Annotated in this window: 15 protein-coding genes and 1 pseudogene; 7 read left to right on the forward strand and 9 right to left on the reverse strand. The window is 67.4% G+C overall.

Annotation, left to right across the window (positions count from 1 at the left end):
- Window positions 1–767: pseudogene (locus BST12_RS33610) on the forward strand (PE family protein); the annotation flags it as partial.
- 107 nt (window positions 768–874) lie between these two features.
- Here the strand turns inward: BST12_RS33610 and BST12_RS21375 are convergent.
- On the reverse strand, window positions 875–2,932 hold the full coding sequence (locus tag BST12_RS21375; RefSeq protein ID WP_083115185.1) for a PE family protein: 2,058 nt from the start codon (window positions 2,930–2,932) through the stop codon (window positions 875–877).
- Window positions 2,933–3,161: 229 nt separating this feature from the next.
- Between BST12_RS21375 and BST12_RS21380 the strand changes: the two genes are divergently transcribed.
- Complete coding sequence (locus BST12_RS21380; RefSeq protein ID WP_083115187.1) at window positions 3,162–3,818, forward strand: CDP-alcohol phosphatidyltransferase family protein; 657 nt, start codon at window positions 3,162–3,164, stop codon at window positions 3,816–3,818.
- A 16-nt stretch (window positions 3,819–3,834) separates the two neighbouring features.
- Here the strand turns inward: BST12_RS21380 and BST12_RS21385 are convergent, their stop codons facing one another.
- Window positions 3,835–4,332 (reverse strand): Rv2253 family sensor-like surface protein, encoded by a 498-nt coding sequence (locus BST12_RS21385; RefSeq protein WP_483869190.1) that lies wholly within the window; start codon window positions 4,330–4,332, stop codon window positions 3,835–3,837.
- Between the two features lie 105 nt (window positions 4,333–4,437).
- Here BST12_RS21385 and BST12_RS21390 point away from each other — a divergent pair, with 105 nt between their 5' ends.
- Entirely contained in the window at window positions 4,438–5,121 is a 684-nt protein-coding gene (locus BST12_RS21390) for a thioesterase II family protein (protein WP_170062173.1), read from the forward strand.
- Between the two features lie 10 nt (window positions 5,122–5,131).
- Here the strand turns inward: BST12_RS21390 and BST12_RS21395 are convergent, their stop codons facing one another.
- Entirely contained in the window at window positions 5,132–5,617 is a 486-nt protein-coding gene (locus BST12_RS21395) for an NUDIX domain-containing protein (protein WP_211281325.1), read from the reverse strand.
- Between the two features lie 84 nt (window positions 5,618–5,701).
- Between BST12_RS21395 and BST12_RS21400 the strand changes: the two genes are divergently transcribed.
- Complete coding sequence (locus BST12_RS21400; protein WP_211281322.1) at window positions 5,702–6,625, forward strand: DUF2971 domain-containing protein; 924 nt, start codon at window positions 5,702–5,704, stop codon at window positions 6,623–6,625.
- Here BST12_RS21400 and BST12_RS21405 read toward each other — a convergent pair.
- The gene (locus BST12_RS21405) at window positions 6,610–7,089 is read right to left on the reverse strand and encodes an SRPBCC family protein (protein ID WP_170062174.1); all 480 of its coding nucleotides are present in this window, start codon (window positions 7,087–7,089) and stop codon (window positions 6,610–6,612) included. The two genes, BST12_RS21400 and BST12_RS21405, sit on opposite strands and share 16 nt — an antisense overlap.
- A 98-nt stretch (window positions 7,090–7,187) precedes the next feature.
- Here BST12_RS21405 and BST12_RS21410 point away from each other — a divergent pair, with 98 nt between their 5' ends.
- Window positions 7,188–8,858: an NAD-binding protein gene (locus BST12_RS21410; protein WP_211281323.1), complete on the forward strand. Its 1,671-nt coding sequence runs from the start codon at window positions 7,188–7,190 to the stop codon at window positions 8,856–8,858.
- Here BST12_RS21410 and BST12_RS21415 read toward each other — a convergent pair.
- Window positions 8,855–9,733 carry an LLM class flavin-dependent oxidoreductase gene (locus tag BST12_RS21415; RefSeq protein WP_083115195.1) on the reverse strand — a complete coding sequence of 293 codons (879 nt, stop codon included), beginning with the start codon at window positions 9,731–9,733 and terminating at the stop codon, window positions 8,855–8,857. The genes BST12_RS21410 and BST12_RS21415 overlap by 4 nt on opposite strands.
- Window positions 9,734–9,771: 38 nt before the next feature.
- Here BST12_RS21415 and BST12_RS21420 point away from each other — a divergent pair, with 38 nt between their 5' ends.
- Both BST12_RS21420 and BST12_RS21425 read left to right on the forward strand, forming a co-directional pair.
- Window positions 9,772–10,185, forward strand: coding sequence for a VOC family protein (locus BST12_RS21420; RefSeq protein WP_083115243.1), 414 nt, complete (start codon window positions 9,772–9,774; stop codon window positions 10,183–10,185).
- 56 nt (window positions 10,186–10,241) lie between these two features.
- The gene (locus BST12_RS21425; protein ID WP_245850472.1) at window positions 10,242–10,673 is read left to right on the forward strand and encodes a VOC family protein; all 432 of its coding nucleotides are present in this window, start codon (window positions 10,242–10,244) and stop codon (window positions 10,671–10,673) included.
- Here BST12_RS21425 and BST12_RS21430 read toward each other — a convergent pair.
- The 4 genes from BST12_RS21430 to BST12_RS21445 all read right to left on the reverse strand — a co-directional run bounded on the left by BST12_RS21430 (window position 10,670) and on the right by BST12_RS21445 (window position 14,723).
- Window positions 10,670–11,152: an Rrf2 family transcriptional regulator gene (locus BST12_RS21430; protein WP_083115197.1), complete on the reverse strand. Its 483-nt coding sequence runs from the start codon at window positions 11,150–11,152 to the stop codon at window positions 10,670–10,672. The two genes, BST12_RS21425 and BST12_RS21430, sit on opposite strands and share 4 nt — an antisense overlap.
- A gap of 50 nt (window positions 11,153–11,202) precedes the next feature.
- On the reverse strand, window positions 11,203–13,056 hold the full coding sequence (gene cysC, locus BST12_RS21435) for an adenylyl-sulfate kinase (protein WP_083115198.1): 1,854 nt from the start codon (window positions 13,054–13,056) through the stop codon (window positions 11,203–11,205).
- The gene (gene cysD, locus BST12_RS21440; protein ID WP_083115200.1) at window positions 13,056–13,985 is read right to left on the reverse strand and encodes a sulfate adenylyltransferase subunit CysD; all 930 of its coding nucleotides are present in this window, start codon (window positions 13,983–13,985) and stop codon (window positions 13,056–13,058) included. The genes cysC and cysD overlap by 1 nt, the downstream gene beginning before the upstream one ends.
- Window positions 13,986–14,231: 246 nt before the next feature.
- Entirely contained in the window at window positions 14,232–14,723 is a 492-nt protein-coding gene (locus tag BST12_RS21445) for a beta-class carbonic anhydrase (protein ID WP_083115202.1), read from the reverse strand.
- Window positions 14,724–14,816: the final 93 nt, after the last annotated feature.

A 14,816-nucleotide genomic window follows, 5' to 3' on the forward strand; every position in this document is an offset into this window, starting at 1 on the left:
GCGGGGGAGGGAACGGTGTCAGCGGCGGAGACGGCGGCGGGGGAGGTTTTGCCGCCAACCATGGAACGGGATCAACCACCGCAGGCGCCGGCGGAGCAGGTGGCAACGGCACCACCGGCACCGGCGGCAAGGGCGGTGCCGGCGGCGCCGCGACCAACGCCGGAACGGGAGCAGCCACCAGCGGCGACGGCGGAGCCGGCGGCGATGGTGCCAGCGGCGGGGCCGGCGGAGCCGGCGGCAACGCGGCCGTCAACAACGACACCGCGAATGCCGCTGTCACCGGCGGCGCCGGGGGCGCCGGCGGGCACGGCAGTACCGGCGCCGGCGGTAAGGGCGGCGACGGCGGTAGCGCGTTCACCATCGGAACCGGTGCTGCCACCGCCGGCGGCGGCGGCGCCGGCGGCGGCGGCAGCACCGGAGGCACCGGCGGCCAGGGCGGCAACGGTCAGATCGGCAATGTCACGTCTGCGGCTAACGCCACCGGCGGCGCCGGCGGGGCCGGCGGCGCCGGTGGCACCGGCGGGCTCGGCGGCCGGGGCGGTGAGGGCATCACCAGCGGACCCGGGTTCAGTTTCGGCGGTAAGGGCGGCGTCGGCGGTGATAGCTCGACAGCGGGTGTCACCGGCGGCAACGGCGGCAATGGCGGCGACGCCCACGTACAAGATCTGGTCAAAGCAAAACCGGGCTTGGGTGGAGCAGGTGGTGCTGGCGGCGCGGGCGCCGGCGCGGGCGCAACCGGCATCGACGGTCACGCGCTGTCCCCGTAGCGGGCGCTTAGCCGCGTAGTCGGGTCGGCTGTCCCGCTTAGCGGGCTGGCGCGATTAGCTGCGTTGTCCCGCTTGGCGGGCTGGCGCGATTAGCTGCGTTGTCCGGATTAGCCGGGTTGGCCCGGCGCACCGTCGTTGCCTTGGATGCCGATGTTTCCCGCGGAACCGTTCAGATTGCCGCTGCCACCGCCGCCCGCGGCTCCGTAGGCGCCGCCCGCGCCGCCGAAACCACCGGCACCGCCGGAGCCGGCGCCGCCGTCGGCCCCCAGCGACCCGATCATTCCCGCCGCGCCACCTGTTCCGGCCGCGCCGGCCGCGCCGCCATTACCGCCGTTACCCCCGGCTCCCCCGTTACCGCCGTCGCCTCCGTTGCCACCGAGGACAAAAATGCCGCTTTCGGCATTGCCTCCGTTCCCACCGGCGCCGGCCGCTCCCCCGGCGCCGCCGGTACCACCGGCCCCGCCGATGCCCGCATCACCACCAGCCCCGCCATTGCCGATGAATCGCGCGCCGGCGCCGCCATGCCCGCCCGCACCACCGTCGCCGCCGCTACCGCCAGGACTCCGCGCATCAGCTCCGTTACCCCCGTGACCACCGGAAACGGTGGAAGCATTGGGATCGGTGCTGTATGGATAGCCATAGGAGTTGAAGCCGCCGGCGGCGGTGCCGCCGGCTCCGCCGTCGCCACCGGCACCGCCCGGGGCGCCGGCACCACCCGCGCCGCCATACCCGCCCTGGCCGCCGGCACCCCCGTCGCCGAACAGCAGCCCGGCGTTGCCGCCATTGCCGCCCGCGCCTCCGGCTCCCCCGTTGCCACCCGCAATTCCGCTGGGGGCGCCGTCGCCGCCATTTCCACCGACTCCGGCATACGCGTCGCCCTGCGACGCGTTGCTTGAGCCGCCCGCGCCTCCAGCCCCGCCCGATCCGCCGGGGCCACCACCGTTGCCGCCATTACCCCCGTTGCCGCCGAAGGCGTTGACCCCGAATTGGGTGGGGGTATTGCCGGTGATATTCCCGACGCCGCCGGCTCCGCCCGCTCCACCGGCGCCGCCACCGGCACCGCCGGAGCCCCCATCGGCGCCGTTGCCGCCAGTCGGCGAGGCGCCGCTGGTGTAAACACTGCCGCCGGCGCCACCGGCGGCCCCGTCCTGACCATTGGCGGCAACCGCCCCCGGCTGGCCGTTACCGCCGGTTAGGGAGGGGGCATCCTGACCGTCGGGATTACCCGGGGTGCCATAACCGGTTCCGGTCTGGCCCGCCGAGCCGTTCGGGGTCGCAACGGGATTGACGCCGTCGGCGCCGGCCAGGCCGTTGCCCCCGTGCCCTCCGCTCCCGCCGGCACCGATCAGATAGGCCGCGTCGCCGCCGTCGCCGCCGTTGCCGGGGTTACCGCCGTTGACGCCGGCAACCGCCGCTCCGCCTTGACCCCCGTTGCCGCCGTTGCCGTACCACCACCCACCATTGCCGCCGTGGCCACCGGTCGCGCCCGTGCCGCCGGACCCGCCGTCTCCGCCGTTACCCCACCATGGTCCGGCGCTGCCGCCATGACCGCCGGGGCCGCCATGACCGCCGGGAATTCCCAGCCCACCCTGGCCGCCGGTCCCGCCATTGCCCCACAGCCAGCCACCGTTGCCGCCGATACCGCCCGCCGCGCCGGCTCCGCCGGCGCCGCCCACCCCGCCGCTGCCTAGGAAGCCGGCGCTTCCGCCGTTGCCGCCGGCCTGGCCGGCCGTGCCGGACCCACCGTTGCCACCGTTGCCGAACAGCAATCCGCCGGGCCCGCCGTCGGCTCCACTGCCTGGTGCGCCGTTGACGCCGTTGCCGAACAGTGGTCGTCCCAGCAGCGCCTGGGCGGGCGCATTCACTAGGTTGAGGAGCTGTTGGTTGCCGGCTTCCGCGCCGGCATATGTGCCGGCGCCGGCGTGCAAGGCCGCGGCAAACCGCTGATGAAACAGGTTGGCCTGAGCGCTGAGCGCTTGATATTCGTGCGCATGCGCGCGAAAAAACGCGGCTACTGCGGCCGATACTTCATCGCCGCCGGCGGCCAGCAGCGTGCTGGTCGGCGCCGCGGCGGCAGCGTTCGCCTCGCTTATCGACGCGCCGAGGCCCTTCAGATCACGTGCCGCCGCTATCACCGCTTCCGTCGACACGTTTACCGACGACATCTGTGTTCCTTCCACGGCGGTGCAAAGTCCATGCGCTGCTGAGTTACAACGGCACGTTAGGCCGGGCCTATACCGGCGTCTAGTAGAAATTTCGGAACAAATCGTTGTCTCTAACGCAAGCAAGAGCTGCAGGTGACCGGCCGCAAACTCGCCGGAACGCTCCCGAAAAGCGGCTCCGCAGGCTTATCGTGTGAGCTCAGGACCCTTGTCCCCCGGAGACCGATTGACGATGTCAACCACCACAGCACGCCGGCTGGTGTTCGGCGTCACGATGGCAAGGCTTCCGCTCGCGCTTGCGTTCTTGGTCTGCTCGCAGGTCCCCGACGGCCGCGCGCGCTGGTCGATGGTCGTGCTTGCCGTGCTCGTCGAACTCAGCGACGTTCTCGACGGCCAGCTTGCGCGGCGGCTCGGCGTGGCGACGCCACTGGGTGCGATGGCCGACAGCACGGTGGATCACGTGGCGCGCACGACGGAGGCGGTGGCCCTGCTCGGCGTCGATGTATTTCCCGCGCCCCTACTCGCGGTGATGATCGCGCGCGATGCCGCCGTCTCGACCGTGCGGCAGCTCTCTCTCCGCCGGTCGGGCTGTGACGGCGGAACGCGGTGGAGCGGCAAGTTGAAGGGAATTGCTCAGGGTCTTTGCATCGTGACCTTGACGCTCTACTACGCCGCCGCGCCGCCGCCATCGGTCGGCTGGCGTGCGGTGACGTCGGTGGTCATCGCGCTGGCTCTGCTCGTCACGTCGATTTCGCTGCTCGACTATGCCGGTGCGTATTGGCGATCGAAGGAATCTTTGCATCGGCTCGCGCAGCTGCCGGAGCCCGCGCTGCCGGTTCGCCACCGGGTCCGGCCCGCCGACATCGTGGGCGATCCGGCCACCCACTGAACACCGCAACGGCCCATCAGCGCTGGCCAACCGGAAACGCCGCCACCGGCATTTCCGCCGATCCGCCACACGGGCCGCCGGAGATGTCGGTGTGCCAGGTGCCCCTTAGCGACCCGTCCGGCTGCGGCGTGTAGAACGCCCACGAGCGCGCCGGCGCCCACACCTTCGAAACCCCTTCGCCCATATAGCAATCCCATTGAAAATCGAAATGCTCGACCCATTTCGTCCCGTCCCAGGCGTAGTGCGATGGAACCGGCAGTGTCGGGTTCTTCGGCGTGGGTCCGTTGGTCGCGGTGGCGACACACTGGCCTGACGTACACGCGGTGACGAAAACGTAGTCGGCACTGAACGTCGGCTCGGCCTGGCTTGCGGCCACGCTGCTGCCAGATTTGTCGACGGCATACCTCACCAGCGAGTACTTACCAGTCCACGCCGGACTCGCCGCCTGCACGCACACCGTGGGACCGCCGAACGCCGCGACGGCAAGCGCGCCGAGCATGACAGCCACTCGCATGTTCATCGTCTTCATGGTGTTGGTTCGACGACGCGACGAGATATCGGCGCGGCTACGATCCGCGCGCAAGGTTTCTTCAAGAATTCACCAAGCGGCCCGCGGATAGTGAGTTTCGTGCGGTTGTTCTGCTTTCATCACGCCGGAGGCGGTGGGCTGGCATTCAACGCCTGGGGCAAGGCGTTGCGGCCGGCCTTCGACGTGATCGCGGTAGAAGTCGCCAACCGCGAACGGTTCACCACCCTGCGCCACCTCGTCGACGAGGTGAACGATCAGCTGGGATCCGGGCTGGACGAGCCGCACATGTTCTTCGGCCACAGCTTCGGCGCGCTGCTGGCATACCGGTTGACCTGTCTGCGGGCGACGGCGGGTTCGGCCCTGCCGCGGGCGGTTTTCCTATCCGCTTACGCGCCACCACATCTGCGGCCGCCGATCCACGTCGTGGATCTGCTCGACGACCATCAGCTCGCCGCTTTCCTGTCCGATCTGGGCGGGATGCCGTCGGGACTGCGGCGATGGCCCACCCTGCACGAGCGGGCCGTCGCGGCTACCCGCCACGACCTGCGGCTCTGCCTAACCGACGAGGAAACCAACACACCGGAGCTGCCCTGCCCGATCCATGTCTTCGGCGGCAGCGAAGACCCGCTGGTCAGCGAATCCGACTTGCACCAATGGCGTTCCCGGACAACGGCCGACTTCTCGGTGCAGATGCTGCGCGGTGGCCACTTCTATCTGCGGGACCGCCACCGGCTATTCGAAACGCTTCGCCCGCTGATGGCCACCATCACATGACAAGCCGGGTTCATCGCCTCCGCAGAAGGAACAGCCCGTAGGCAGCGATCGACTGCGAGTCGACTATCACTTGCGTGCGCATCATCTCCTCGACATCTTCCCGCGCGAACCACGCACTGCGCATGTCCTGCTCCTCATGCTCGCGCTGGGCTGCGCCCTCGGCGATGCCCGTCGCCAAGAACACCCACCCACGCTGACTGGTCAGCCCGGGCGCGGTGTCGATCTGGCCCAGCGCCTCGAACGAAGTCGCGCGTAGCCCGGTCTCCTCACGCAACTCGCGCCTGGCCAGCTCAACCGGCTCGGCATCGGCCAGCCCGGGCGCGGTGCCCTGCGGAAACTCCCAACGGCGCGCGCCGACGGGATACCTAAACTGCTCGACCAACCGAAAACGCTGCCCGTCGTACGGCATCACCAGGGCATACGTCGGCTTGTCCACCACCCCGTAGATCCCGGGGCTGCCGTCCGGGCGGCGGATGTCGTCCTCGCGCAGAACCATCCACTGGCTCCGGTAGATCTCGCGGGAGGCGATGCGTTCGATAAAAGGCACGCCGCCAGTATCGGCCCGTGTTTCACTAACGACATGCCGGATGCTGTTGAACCTGGCCTATCACCAGAGGAAGTACACGACTGGTCGGTGCACACTCGCAGCGCCGCGGCGCTGGGGCAAAGCGACGGCAGTCTCTACCACTACACCGACGTCAGAGGCCTCAAGGGCATTCTCGACTCAGCCCACATCTGGGGCACTCACGTCGCCTACCTCAACGACTCGCAGGAATTCTCCTACGGCATGGAAGCCATCTGCGCGATGATCGAACAGCATGGCCAGGAGGTGGAGTCCCCCGTGCGATCCTCGACAATCCTCGGGCTGTGCCGAAATGTGTTGCGCACCAAGGACGTCCTGGAAGAAGACGTCGGCCCATTCGTGACTTGCTTCTCGATGTTCGGCGACGAATTGTCCCAATGGCGCGGATACGCCAACGGCGGCTACGCGATTCGCTTCGACAGCGCGGTCATGGAGGACTCCGTCCGGCAGGCCACGGTTGCCGGCGACCTGCCGATCTCGGCGGCCGCGCCGACGCCCGAGCTGCACCCGGTGGAGTACCTGCCGGCAAAACAAGGCGCCCGAGTGGCACAGCTGGTGGACGAACACGTCGAGGAGTTGATCGACGCGGCCAAGATCGGCGCCGCAGTCGACCTCCGGCCCGCTCATCAGCGCCTGCTGCGACACATCATTCCGCTGGCGGCTTCGATGAAGCACCGCAAGTTCGTCGGCGAAGCAGAACAGCGGCTCATCTCGCACACGTCGGAGACGTTCTATTCCGCCTCACGCATCGGCCTGGTCCCCCGCGTCAGATTCGAGTTCGACCGCAGCGCCGTCACCGGGGTGTTGGTGGGGCCGAGCGAGCACTGCGACGTCAAGGAGCTGTCGCTGTATCGCTATCTGCGGCGTAACTATCCCGGCGCCGAGGTGATTCGCTCCAACGTCCCCTATCGCGACATCTGATCCGGCGTTTCGGCGGCCGCTTTGATGCGGCGCAGTGTCTGCTCGATGCCGCGATTCACCTGTCGTCCCCGCGGGATCAAGACTTCGGCCAGTCTGTTGGGCACCGAGCACCACAGGAATTCAAACGACTCGGTGAGCAACGTGCCCGACGGCGACTGCGCCATGGTGTAGCGCCACCGGGTTTCCGCCCGGTCGGCGTCGTCATTGACTGTCGTGAAAGCGAATTCGCGACCGCGTTCGGCGGTGTCGATCACCACGGTTCGCTGCCAGCGCATCGGGCCGAGCCGGTTGTACCCGCGAAACCGCTTACCGGGGGCCGCAGCAGTGGCGCCGTCGAGCCACTCGCAGCGGTAACACTCCGGACTCCATTCACCCATCCGGCTGATGTCGGTGATGAGGTCGTATACGAGTTCGGGGGCTGCGACGATGTCGATGCTGTGTCGGCCGTGCCGGGCGGTGGGCATGCCGCGAGTATTGCACTGGCACATCTGGGTACGGTGCCCGATAGTCATAACAGCCAGCGGCGGCACTAAGGGGTGGGCATGCCGGATAACCGGGACGCATGACCATGCGTCGTCACATTGTGGTCAGCGGCGACGACGCACTGGCGACGACCATCGTCGATGAGCTGCAGGCCGGCGGCGAGGACATCGTCAAGCTGTCCGGCGACGAGCTGGTCGACGCCGACCTGGCTCCCGCGAGCGCCATCATCTGCGTTGGGGACGACGATGCACAAAACCTCGAAATCGCTTTGCTGGCAAGGAAAGTCAACTCTCGGGTGCGGGTGGTGGCGCGACTGGCCAACGACGTGCTACGCGAAGCGATGGCCGCCGACAACGGGCCCGGCGCCATTCTGGACGTCGCCGACCTGGCGGCGCCCTCGGTCGTCGAGGCCTGCCTGTCGGACAACACCCACCCATTCGAGGCGGCCGGAATCCAGTTCGTGGTCTGGGGCGCGGAGGCGCCGCGCGACGCCACCCTGCGCGAGATCTATGGCGACCTGGCCCCGGTGGCGGTGATTCACGGCAAGAATTCCCCTCGTCCCGGCGAGGTGGTGACCTGCCCGGGGCGCGATCTGGCGGTGCATGCCGGCGACTGGACGGCGATGATCGGCACCAAAGACGAGTTGTCCGCGCGCGGCATCAAGCTGCCCCGGCCGGCGGCCAAGCGCTACCACCGTCCCCGGCTGCGGCGCGTATTCGATTCCGTTCGCACCGTGCGCGACGACGTCAACCCGATGTTCTATCGCGCGCTGGCCGCCATGATCATCCTGCTGATCGGATCGACGATCCTGCTGCGCGTCTGCTATCAGCTGCCCGGCATGACGTGGATCGACGCGCTGTACTTCAGCACCGAGACGATCGCGACGGTGGGCTACGGGGACTTCAGTTTCATCCACCAGCCCACCTGGCTGCGATTGTTTTCCATCTCGCTGATGTTCGCGGGCGTGATCACCACCGCGGTGCTGGTCGCCTTCGTCGCCGACCTGTTGCTGTCGCGCCGCTTCGCGAACTCGGCCGGTCGCCGGCGGGCACGTCATCTGCGCAACCACGTCATCGTCGTCGGGATGGGCTCGTTCGGCATCCGGGTGGTCAGCGATTTGATCGCCGCCGGCTACGACGTCGCGGTGATCGAGCGCGACGAGAACAACCGCTACCTGTCTTCGGCCGCCGAACTCGACGTCCCGGTCATCTTCGGCGACGCGACAATACGCCAGACGCTGGAATCGGCCCGCGTCGTGCACGCCCGCGCCATCGCGGTGCTCACCCAGGACGACATGGTCAACATCGAGACCGGGATCGTGCTTCGCGAAATGTTGAGCGGCAACTCACGCCCGCATGTTCCGGTGGTGCTGCGGATCTACGACCGCAGGCTCGGCAGTGCGGTGGCACAGCGTTTCGGTTTCGACAATGTGCGCTCGACCGTGGAGCTTTCGGCGCCGTGGTTCATCGGCGCCGCGATGGGCTTGCAGGTGCTCGGGACGTTCTCCGTCGGGCAACAGTCGTTCATGGTCGGCGGAATGCACGTGGCGGCCGGCAGCGAACTGGACGGGCTGCCGATGCTCGAGCTGTCGACCCAGACCCGCGTCATTGCGATCACCCGGCCGGACGCGCCCGTGCGGCTGCACCCGCGCCGCGATGCCCGGTTGGCGGCCGGCGACACCGCCTACCTGGTCGGCCCGCACCGCGAGCTGCTGGCGACGCTGCGCAAGGGACAGCCGGCGCACAGCTAGAACTCGGCGGCCACCTCGGCGGCTCCGTGCAGCTGACCGATGTCGGAACTGGTCGGGATCAGGTGCACTTCGTCGGTGCCGATCTCTTCGAAGCGCCGCAGCACCGCCTTTAGCTCCGCTGTACTGCCGGCCCAGCCGGTCATCGGCGCCATCGCGTCGACGTACTCGGCGGGAATCCAGTTCATATACCGCCGCAGATGGGCATGCACCTGGGCGCGAGCCTCGTCCGGGGATCCGATGGCGAACCAGAAGGACGTCGCCAGGTGAGGTTTGGGTTTGCCGGCCTCGGCCCACGCCGTCCGCGCCACGTCGTACAGCTCGTTCTGCTTGGCGACGTCGAGGTCCAGCGTGGTGCCGGCCATGCCGTCGGCCCACGCCGCGGCGCTGCGCACGGTCTTGGGTCCGATGGTGCCCACCAGCAGCTGCGGCCCGCCGGCCTGCACCGGCATCGGGCCCACCGGGCGCACCGAGTCGGTGGTCTTCTCGCCGGCCCACACCCGCTTCATCACCGCCACGCGCTGCGCCATGGCGCGCATCGTCTGGGTCTTGGGGTCAGCGCCGACGGCGTGGTAATCCTCATGCCTGCCGCCCACGCCGATGCCGACGGTCAACCGGCCGCGAGACAGTAGATCACCCGTTGCCAGCGCCTTGGCCAGCATTACCGGGTCGTGCAACTGCGGCACGATCACCGTCGTGACCAGCCGCACCCGCTCGGTCCAGGAAGCCAGCGCGCCGAGCAGCGTCAGGCTGTCGGGATTGTCGAACGCGATGCGCTCACCCCAGCACAGTGACGAGAACGGCCCCGTGTCGATTGCCCGCGCCCAGTCATGCAGCATGGCCGCGTCGACGTCTGGCTCCATTACCGGCAAAGTCATCCCAATCCGCACGAACCGATTCTGGCAGCATGGAGTGGATGGCCCTGATCAGCACGTCCATTGCCCATGTCCGGCTGACCGTTACCGACATCGAGCGCTCGCGCGCGTTCTACGAGAGCGTGTTCGACTGGCCGGTGCTCATCGAGCTTCCGGAGAACGCCGACGAGGCAACGCGGCGCCAGCTGGGCTTCCTGTTCGGCGGCGTCATCTACGACCTGGGCGGCGCGCTGCTGGGACTGCGGCCGGTGAGCGCCGACCGTTTCGACGAAAACCGCACCGGCTTGGACCACATCGCGTTCCGGATGGGCAGCAAAGCCGAATTGGACTCGGCCGCAATGCATCTCGAAGATCTCGGTATCGCGCACGAACCGGTCAAAGACATTGGGCCGTCCTACATTCTGGAGTTCCGCGACCCCGACAACATCGCCCTGGAGCTGACCGCCCCGAAGTAAGCGCGGCCCGCTTCGGTGCGCTCGCGTGCAAGCTCTGCCGGGCAGAAGGGAAGCAGATGGGTATCAGTTTCAACCACACCATCGTCGCGTCGCACGACAAGCGGGAGTCCGCTCAGTTTCTGGCCGAGATCATCGGCCTGCCCAGCCCGCAACCGTTCGGGCATTTCATGGTCGTGACGCTCGAGCATGGCGCCAGCCTGGATTACGCCGACGCCCGCGACGGCGACGAGATCAGGCCGCAGCATTACGCGTTCCTGGTTTCCGACGAAGAGTTCGACGCGATCTACGGCAAGATCAGCGCGCGCGGCCTGCCGCATTGGGCGGACCCGCGGGCCGAACGCGCCGGCGAGATCAACACCAGAGACGGCGGCCGCGGCGTGTATTTCCGCGATCCGGGTGGGCGCCGGCTTCGCGCGAGCGTGCACAAAATGACAGCCGCAGCGGCGTGTCACCGTACAGACACGCCCGCTCGCGCAACAAAAAGTTAGTCGCCGCGGGCGGGGCCGTGGCGTTTGCTCTCTTGATCGCGGTAGGCATCGGCCAGCTGCGCCACGTGTTCGGGTAAGGCCCCGCCGGCGACGTCAGCCAAGGTGGTTTCCTCCAGCACCGACCGCATGCTGGCCCGCAGCGCCCGCCACACGTCGGTCAGCGCCACGGTCGGCCCGGAATAAGGCAGGTCGCCCAATCCGATGTCGCGGACACTGGCCAGCGGCCCGTCGATGCAGCGCAGCACATCGGCGATGCTGATCTCGTGCCCCGGCCGGGCCAGCTCATAGCCGCCCTCGCGGCCGCGGTGGCTGCGCACCAGCCGATCGGTGCGCAGATTGGTCAGGATGTCGACCAGAAACTGCGGGGGGATGCCTTGCGCCTGCGCCAAATCATCGGTCTTGACCAGGGTGCCGCTGTCGGCGGTGGCCAGCTGGATCATCGCCCGCACCGCGTACTCCGCTTTGGCCGACATCCGCATGGACACCGATTGTGCCACCCCACCCCTGCGAGTTTGCTGTGGCCAGACCGCTACGACCGCGGCCCCAGCAGGTCGATGACGGCCGCCGCCTGCTCGTCCAACGACAGCTCGGGGGTGAGTCGCAGATCTGGATTCTTGGGCCGCTGATACGGGCTGTCGATACCGGTGAAGTGGGTGATTTCGCCTTTGCGCGCTTTTGCATACAGCCCCTTGGGATCACGCCGCTCACACTCCTGCAGCGGCGTATCACAGAACACCTCGAAGAACTCAAATCCGGCGTCCGCGTTTACCTTTCGGGCCATCTCCCGGTGCTCGTCGAGCGGACTGATGGCCGGTACCAAAACGATTTGGCCGGAGTCGGCGAGCAGCGTCGCCACATGCGCCAGACGGCGCAGGTTCTCCGCACGGTCGGCCATGCTGAACCCGAGATCGGCGTTCAGGCCGTGCCGAAGGTTGTCGCCGTCGAGAACGTATGCGGGAGTGCCGCTTTCGAGCAGCTTCTGCTCCACCAGCATGGCCACCGACGACTTGCCGGCACCGGAAAGGCCGGTGAGCCAGATGGTCCGGCCCCGGCACGCCCGATCCGCGGCGGTCACAAGTGACTTGTGCCGCACCGTGTTCGGGCTTGCGGTGCGGGCTGTGCCGTCGCGCAGCACCATGCCCGCCGCCACCGTTCCGTTGGTGTCGGGGTCGATGAGGATGAACGAGCCGGTGCTGGCGTTGCGGGTGTACTCGTCGAGTAGCAGCGGCACCTGGGTGCGCAACGAGATGCGGCCAAGTTCGTTGAGTTTCAACGCCGTTGCGCTCTTGTCGCGGTGCAGGGTGTTGACATCGAGCCGGTAGTCGAGCGCGGTCACTCGGGCGCGGGTGGTGCGGGTGGTGTGCTTGATGACGTAGTCGCGGCCTGGCTCCAGCGCAGCGGAATCGGCCATCCAGCACACGGTCGCGTCGAATTCCTGGGTGACCCGGGGCTGGTTGTTGGTGCGGGCGATCATGTCGCCGCGGGATATGTCGATCTCATCGGCCAGGCTCACCGAAACGGCCATCGGTGGAAACGCTTCTGCCACAGGGCCGGTCGCGCCCTCGATGGCGGTGATCTTGGTGGTCTTGCCGATCGGCAACACCACCACCTCGTCACCCGGACGCATCACACCGCTGGACACCGTGCCCGCGTAGCTGCGATGGTCCTGGTGCTCCAAGGTGTGTGGCCGGATCACGTACTGCACCGGGAACCGCACGTCGACCAGGTTGCGGTCACCGGCGATGTACACCTCTTCGAGGTGAGTCAGCAGCGCTGGACCCTCGTACCACGGCGTCACGTCGGACTTGGTCACCACATTGTCGCCGTTGAGTGCGGAAAGCGGGATGGAGGTGACGTCCTGCACGTCGAGGCGGGCGGCGAAGGCATGGAACTCGTCGCGAATCTCTTCGAATTTCGTTTGGTCCCAATCGATCAGGTCCATCTTGTTGACAGCGAGCACCAAGTGGCGGATGCCCAGCAGCGACGCCAGGAAGGCGTGCCGGCGGGACTGCTCGAGCAAGCCGTGCCGGGCGTCGACGAGAACGATCACCAGCTGGGCGGTGGACGCACCGGTCACCATGTTGCGGGTGTACTGGATGTGCCCTGGGGTGTCGGCAATGATGAATTTCCGCTTGGGAGTGGCGAAATAGCGATAGGCGACATCGATGGTGATGCCCTGCTCGCGTTCGGCCCGCAGCCCGTCGGTGACCAGAGCCAGGTCGGTGTACTCATGACCGCGCTCTTTCGACGTCTGCTCCACCGACGCCCACTGGTCCTCCATCACCGCCTTGGAGTCGTAGAGCAGCCGCCCGATCAAAGTGGACTTGCCGTCGTCGACGGAGCCGGCCGTCGCGAGGCGGAGGAGCGTAGCGGACAAAGTCATCAGAAGTACCCCTGCCGTTTGCGGTCTTCCATCCCGGCCTCCGAGATGCGGTCGTCGGCCCGGGTCGCGCCGCGTTCGGTCAGCCGCGACACCGCGGTCTCGGCGATGACTTCGGCGACGGTGGCGGCGTCGGACTCCACGCAACCGGTACACGTCACGTCGCCGACGGTGCGGAACCGCACCGTAGTCTCGAACACCTCCTCGCCGGCCCGCGGCTGCATGTGCCGGTGCACGGCCAGCAACATCCCGTCGCGTTCAAACACCTTGCGCCGGTGGGCGAAATAGATTGAGGGCAACGGAACCTTCTCGGCTCCGATGTAGGACCAGATGTCGAACTCCGTCCAGTTAGAGAGCGGGAACACCCGGATGTGCTCACCCTTGTGGTGGCGGCCGTTGTAGAGGTTCCACAGCTCGGGCCGCTGCGCCTTGGGGTCCCATTGCCCGAACTCGTCGCGGAAGCTGAACACCCGCTCCTTGGCCCGCGCCTTCTCCTCGTCGCGCCGCGCTCCCCCAAAGGCCGCGTCGAACCTGTTCTCGCCGATGGCGCGCAGCAATGTCACGGTCTGGATCGGGTTTCGCGACGGGATCGTCTCGACCACCCGGCCGGCGTCGATGTCGTCCTGCACCGAGGCCACCACCAGCCGCACGCCCGATTCGGCCACCAACTCGTCGCGCGTGGCGATCACCTCATCGAAATTGTGACCGGTGTCCACATGCATCACCGGGAACGGCAGCCGCCCCGGCCGAAACGCCTTGAGCGCCAAGTGCAGCATGACAATCGAGTCCTTGCCGCCGGAGAACAACAACACCGGCCGCTCGAATTCGGCGGCCACCTCGCGGATGATGTGGATCGCCTCGGCTTCCAGCGAGCGCAGATGGCTCAGCTCGTATTGCCCGGCCGCCGGGCCGACTGTCACAGTGCCGGTCATGTACTTCCTTAAGATTTCTCAGTAAAGTTGGCCGAACTGACCAAGTTTGTCACCATTACCTGTCATAGAACCAGCCGGGAACGGCCCTGTCAATGACGGTTCGATTGCGAAACCGTTGGCGAAGATGCTACCTGTCAAGGTGGGCTGACAGACATCGCGACACAGCAGCCAGGCACACGACACGCCGCGGCGGATGTACCTGGCTGCTGTCTCGTCGATGCCAGAAGAACTACGTCGCCAGAAGAACTACAGCGTGACCTCTTCGAGTTTGCCGGTGGCGACGTCGAAGATGAACCCGCGCAAGGACACATGCTTGGTCACGAACGGGCTGTTTTCGATGCGCCGCAACGACTGGCGGACGTCCTCGGCGATATCGGGGAACGCCTCGGCCGCCCACGGCGGCTTGACTCCGGTCTCGTCCTGGATGGTGCGCTTGAAGTCGTCGTCGGTGAACGTCAGCATCCCGCAGTCGGTGTGGTGAATCAGGATGATCTCCTGGGTGCCCAGCAACCGCTGGCTGATGGCCAGCGAGCGTATGGCGTCGTCGGTGGCCACGCCGCCGGCATTGCGGATCACATGGGACTCGCCCTCTTTGATGCCGAGCACACGGTAGACGTCGATACGGGCATCCATGCACGCCAACACCGCGATGTGCTTGCTTGGCGGCAGCGGCAACGGTCCTTGGAAGCCGCCGGCATATTCGGCGTTGTTGGCCAGGTAGTCATCGGTAACCGTCACACCAGTCTCCTCGGGTTTCGCGGTATGGAATTTGCTGCCCAGATCCGAAATCGTCGTGGATCTTAACAACCGGCGAGCCGCACTACACCGGTG

Origin of the sequence: Mycobacterium angelicum, from assembly GCF_002086155.1 — a bacterium.
Classification (GTDB): domain Bacteria; phylum Actinomycetota; class Actinomycetes; order Mycobacteriales; family Mycobacteriaceae; genus Mycobacterium; species Mycobacterium angelicum.

Excerpts from the sequence above, each read along its gene's own strand:
- BST12_RS21410 (WP_211281323.1), top strand. The coding sequence starts at position 7,188 with ATGACCATGCGTCGTCACATTGTGGTCAGCGGCGACGACGCACTGGCG.
- cysD (WP_083115200.1), bottom strand. The coding sequence starts at position 13,985 with ATGACCGGCACTGTGACAGTCGGCCCGGCGGCCGGGCAATACGAGCTG.
- BST12_RS21415 (WP_083115195.1), bottom strand. The coding sequence starts at position 9,733 with ATGACTTTGCCGGTAATGGAGCCAGACGTCGACGCGGCCATGCTGCAT.
- BST12_RS21430 (WP_083115197.1), bottom strand. The coding sequence starts at position 11,152 with ATGCGGATGTCGGCCAAAGCGGAGTACGCGGTGCGGGCGATGATCCAG.
- BST12_RS21395 (WP_211281325.1), bottom strand. The coding sequence starts at position 5,617 with ATGGTTCTGCGCGAGGACGACATCCGCCGCCCGGACGGCAGCCCCGGG.
- BST12_RS21385 (WP_483869190.1), bottom strand. The coding sequence starts at position 4,332 with ATGCGAGTGGCTGTCATGCTCGGCGCGCTTGCCGTCGCGGCGTTCGGC.
- BST12_RS21380 (WP_083115187.1), top strand. The coding sequence starts at position 3,162 with ATGTCAACCACCACAGCACGCCGGCTGGTGTTCGGCGTCACGATGGCA.
- cysC (WP_083115198.1), bottom strand. The coding sequence starts at position 13,056 with ATGACTTTGTCCGCTACGCTCCTCCGCCTCGCGACGGCCGGCTCCGTC.
- BST12_RS21425 (WP_245850472.1), top strand. The coding sequence starts at position 10,242 with ATGGGTATCAGTTTCAACCACACCATCGTCGCGTCGCACGACAAGCGG.
- BST12_RS21405 (WP_170062174.1), bottom strand. The coding sequence starts at position 7,089 with ATGCCCACCGCCCGGCACGGCCGACACAGCATCGACATCGTCGCAGCC.
- BST12_RS21420 (WP_083115243.1), top strand. The coding sequence starts at position 9,772 with ATGGCCCTGATCAGCACGTCCATTGCCCATGTCCGGCTGACCGTTACC.
- BST12_RS21375 (WP_083115185.1), bottom strand. The coding sequence starts at position 2,932 with ATGTCGTCGGTAAACGTGTCGACGGAAGCGGTGATAGCGGCGGCACGT.
- BST12_RS21400 (WP_211281322.1), top strand. The coding sequence starts at position 5,702 with ATGCCGGATGCTGTTGAACCTGGCCTATCACCAGAGGAAGTACACGAC.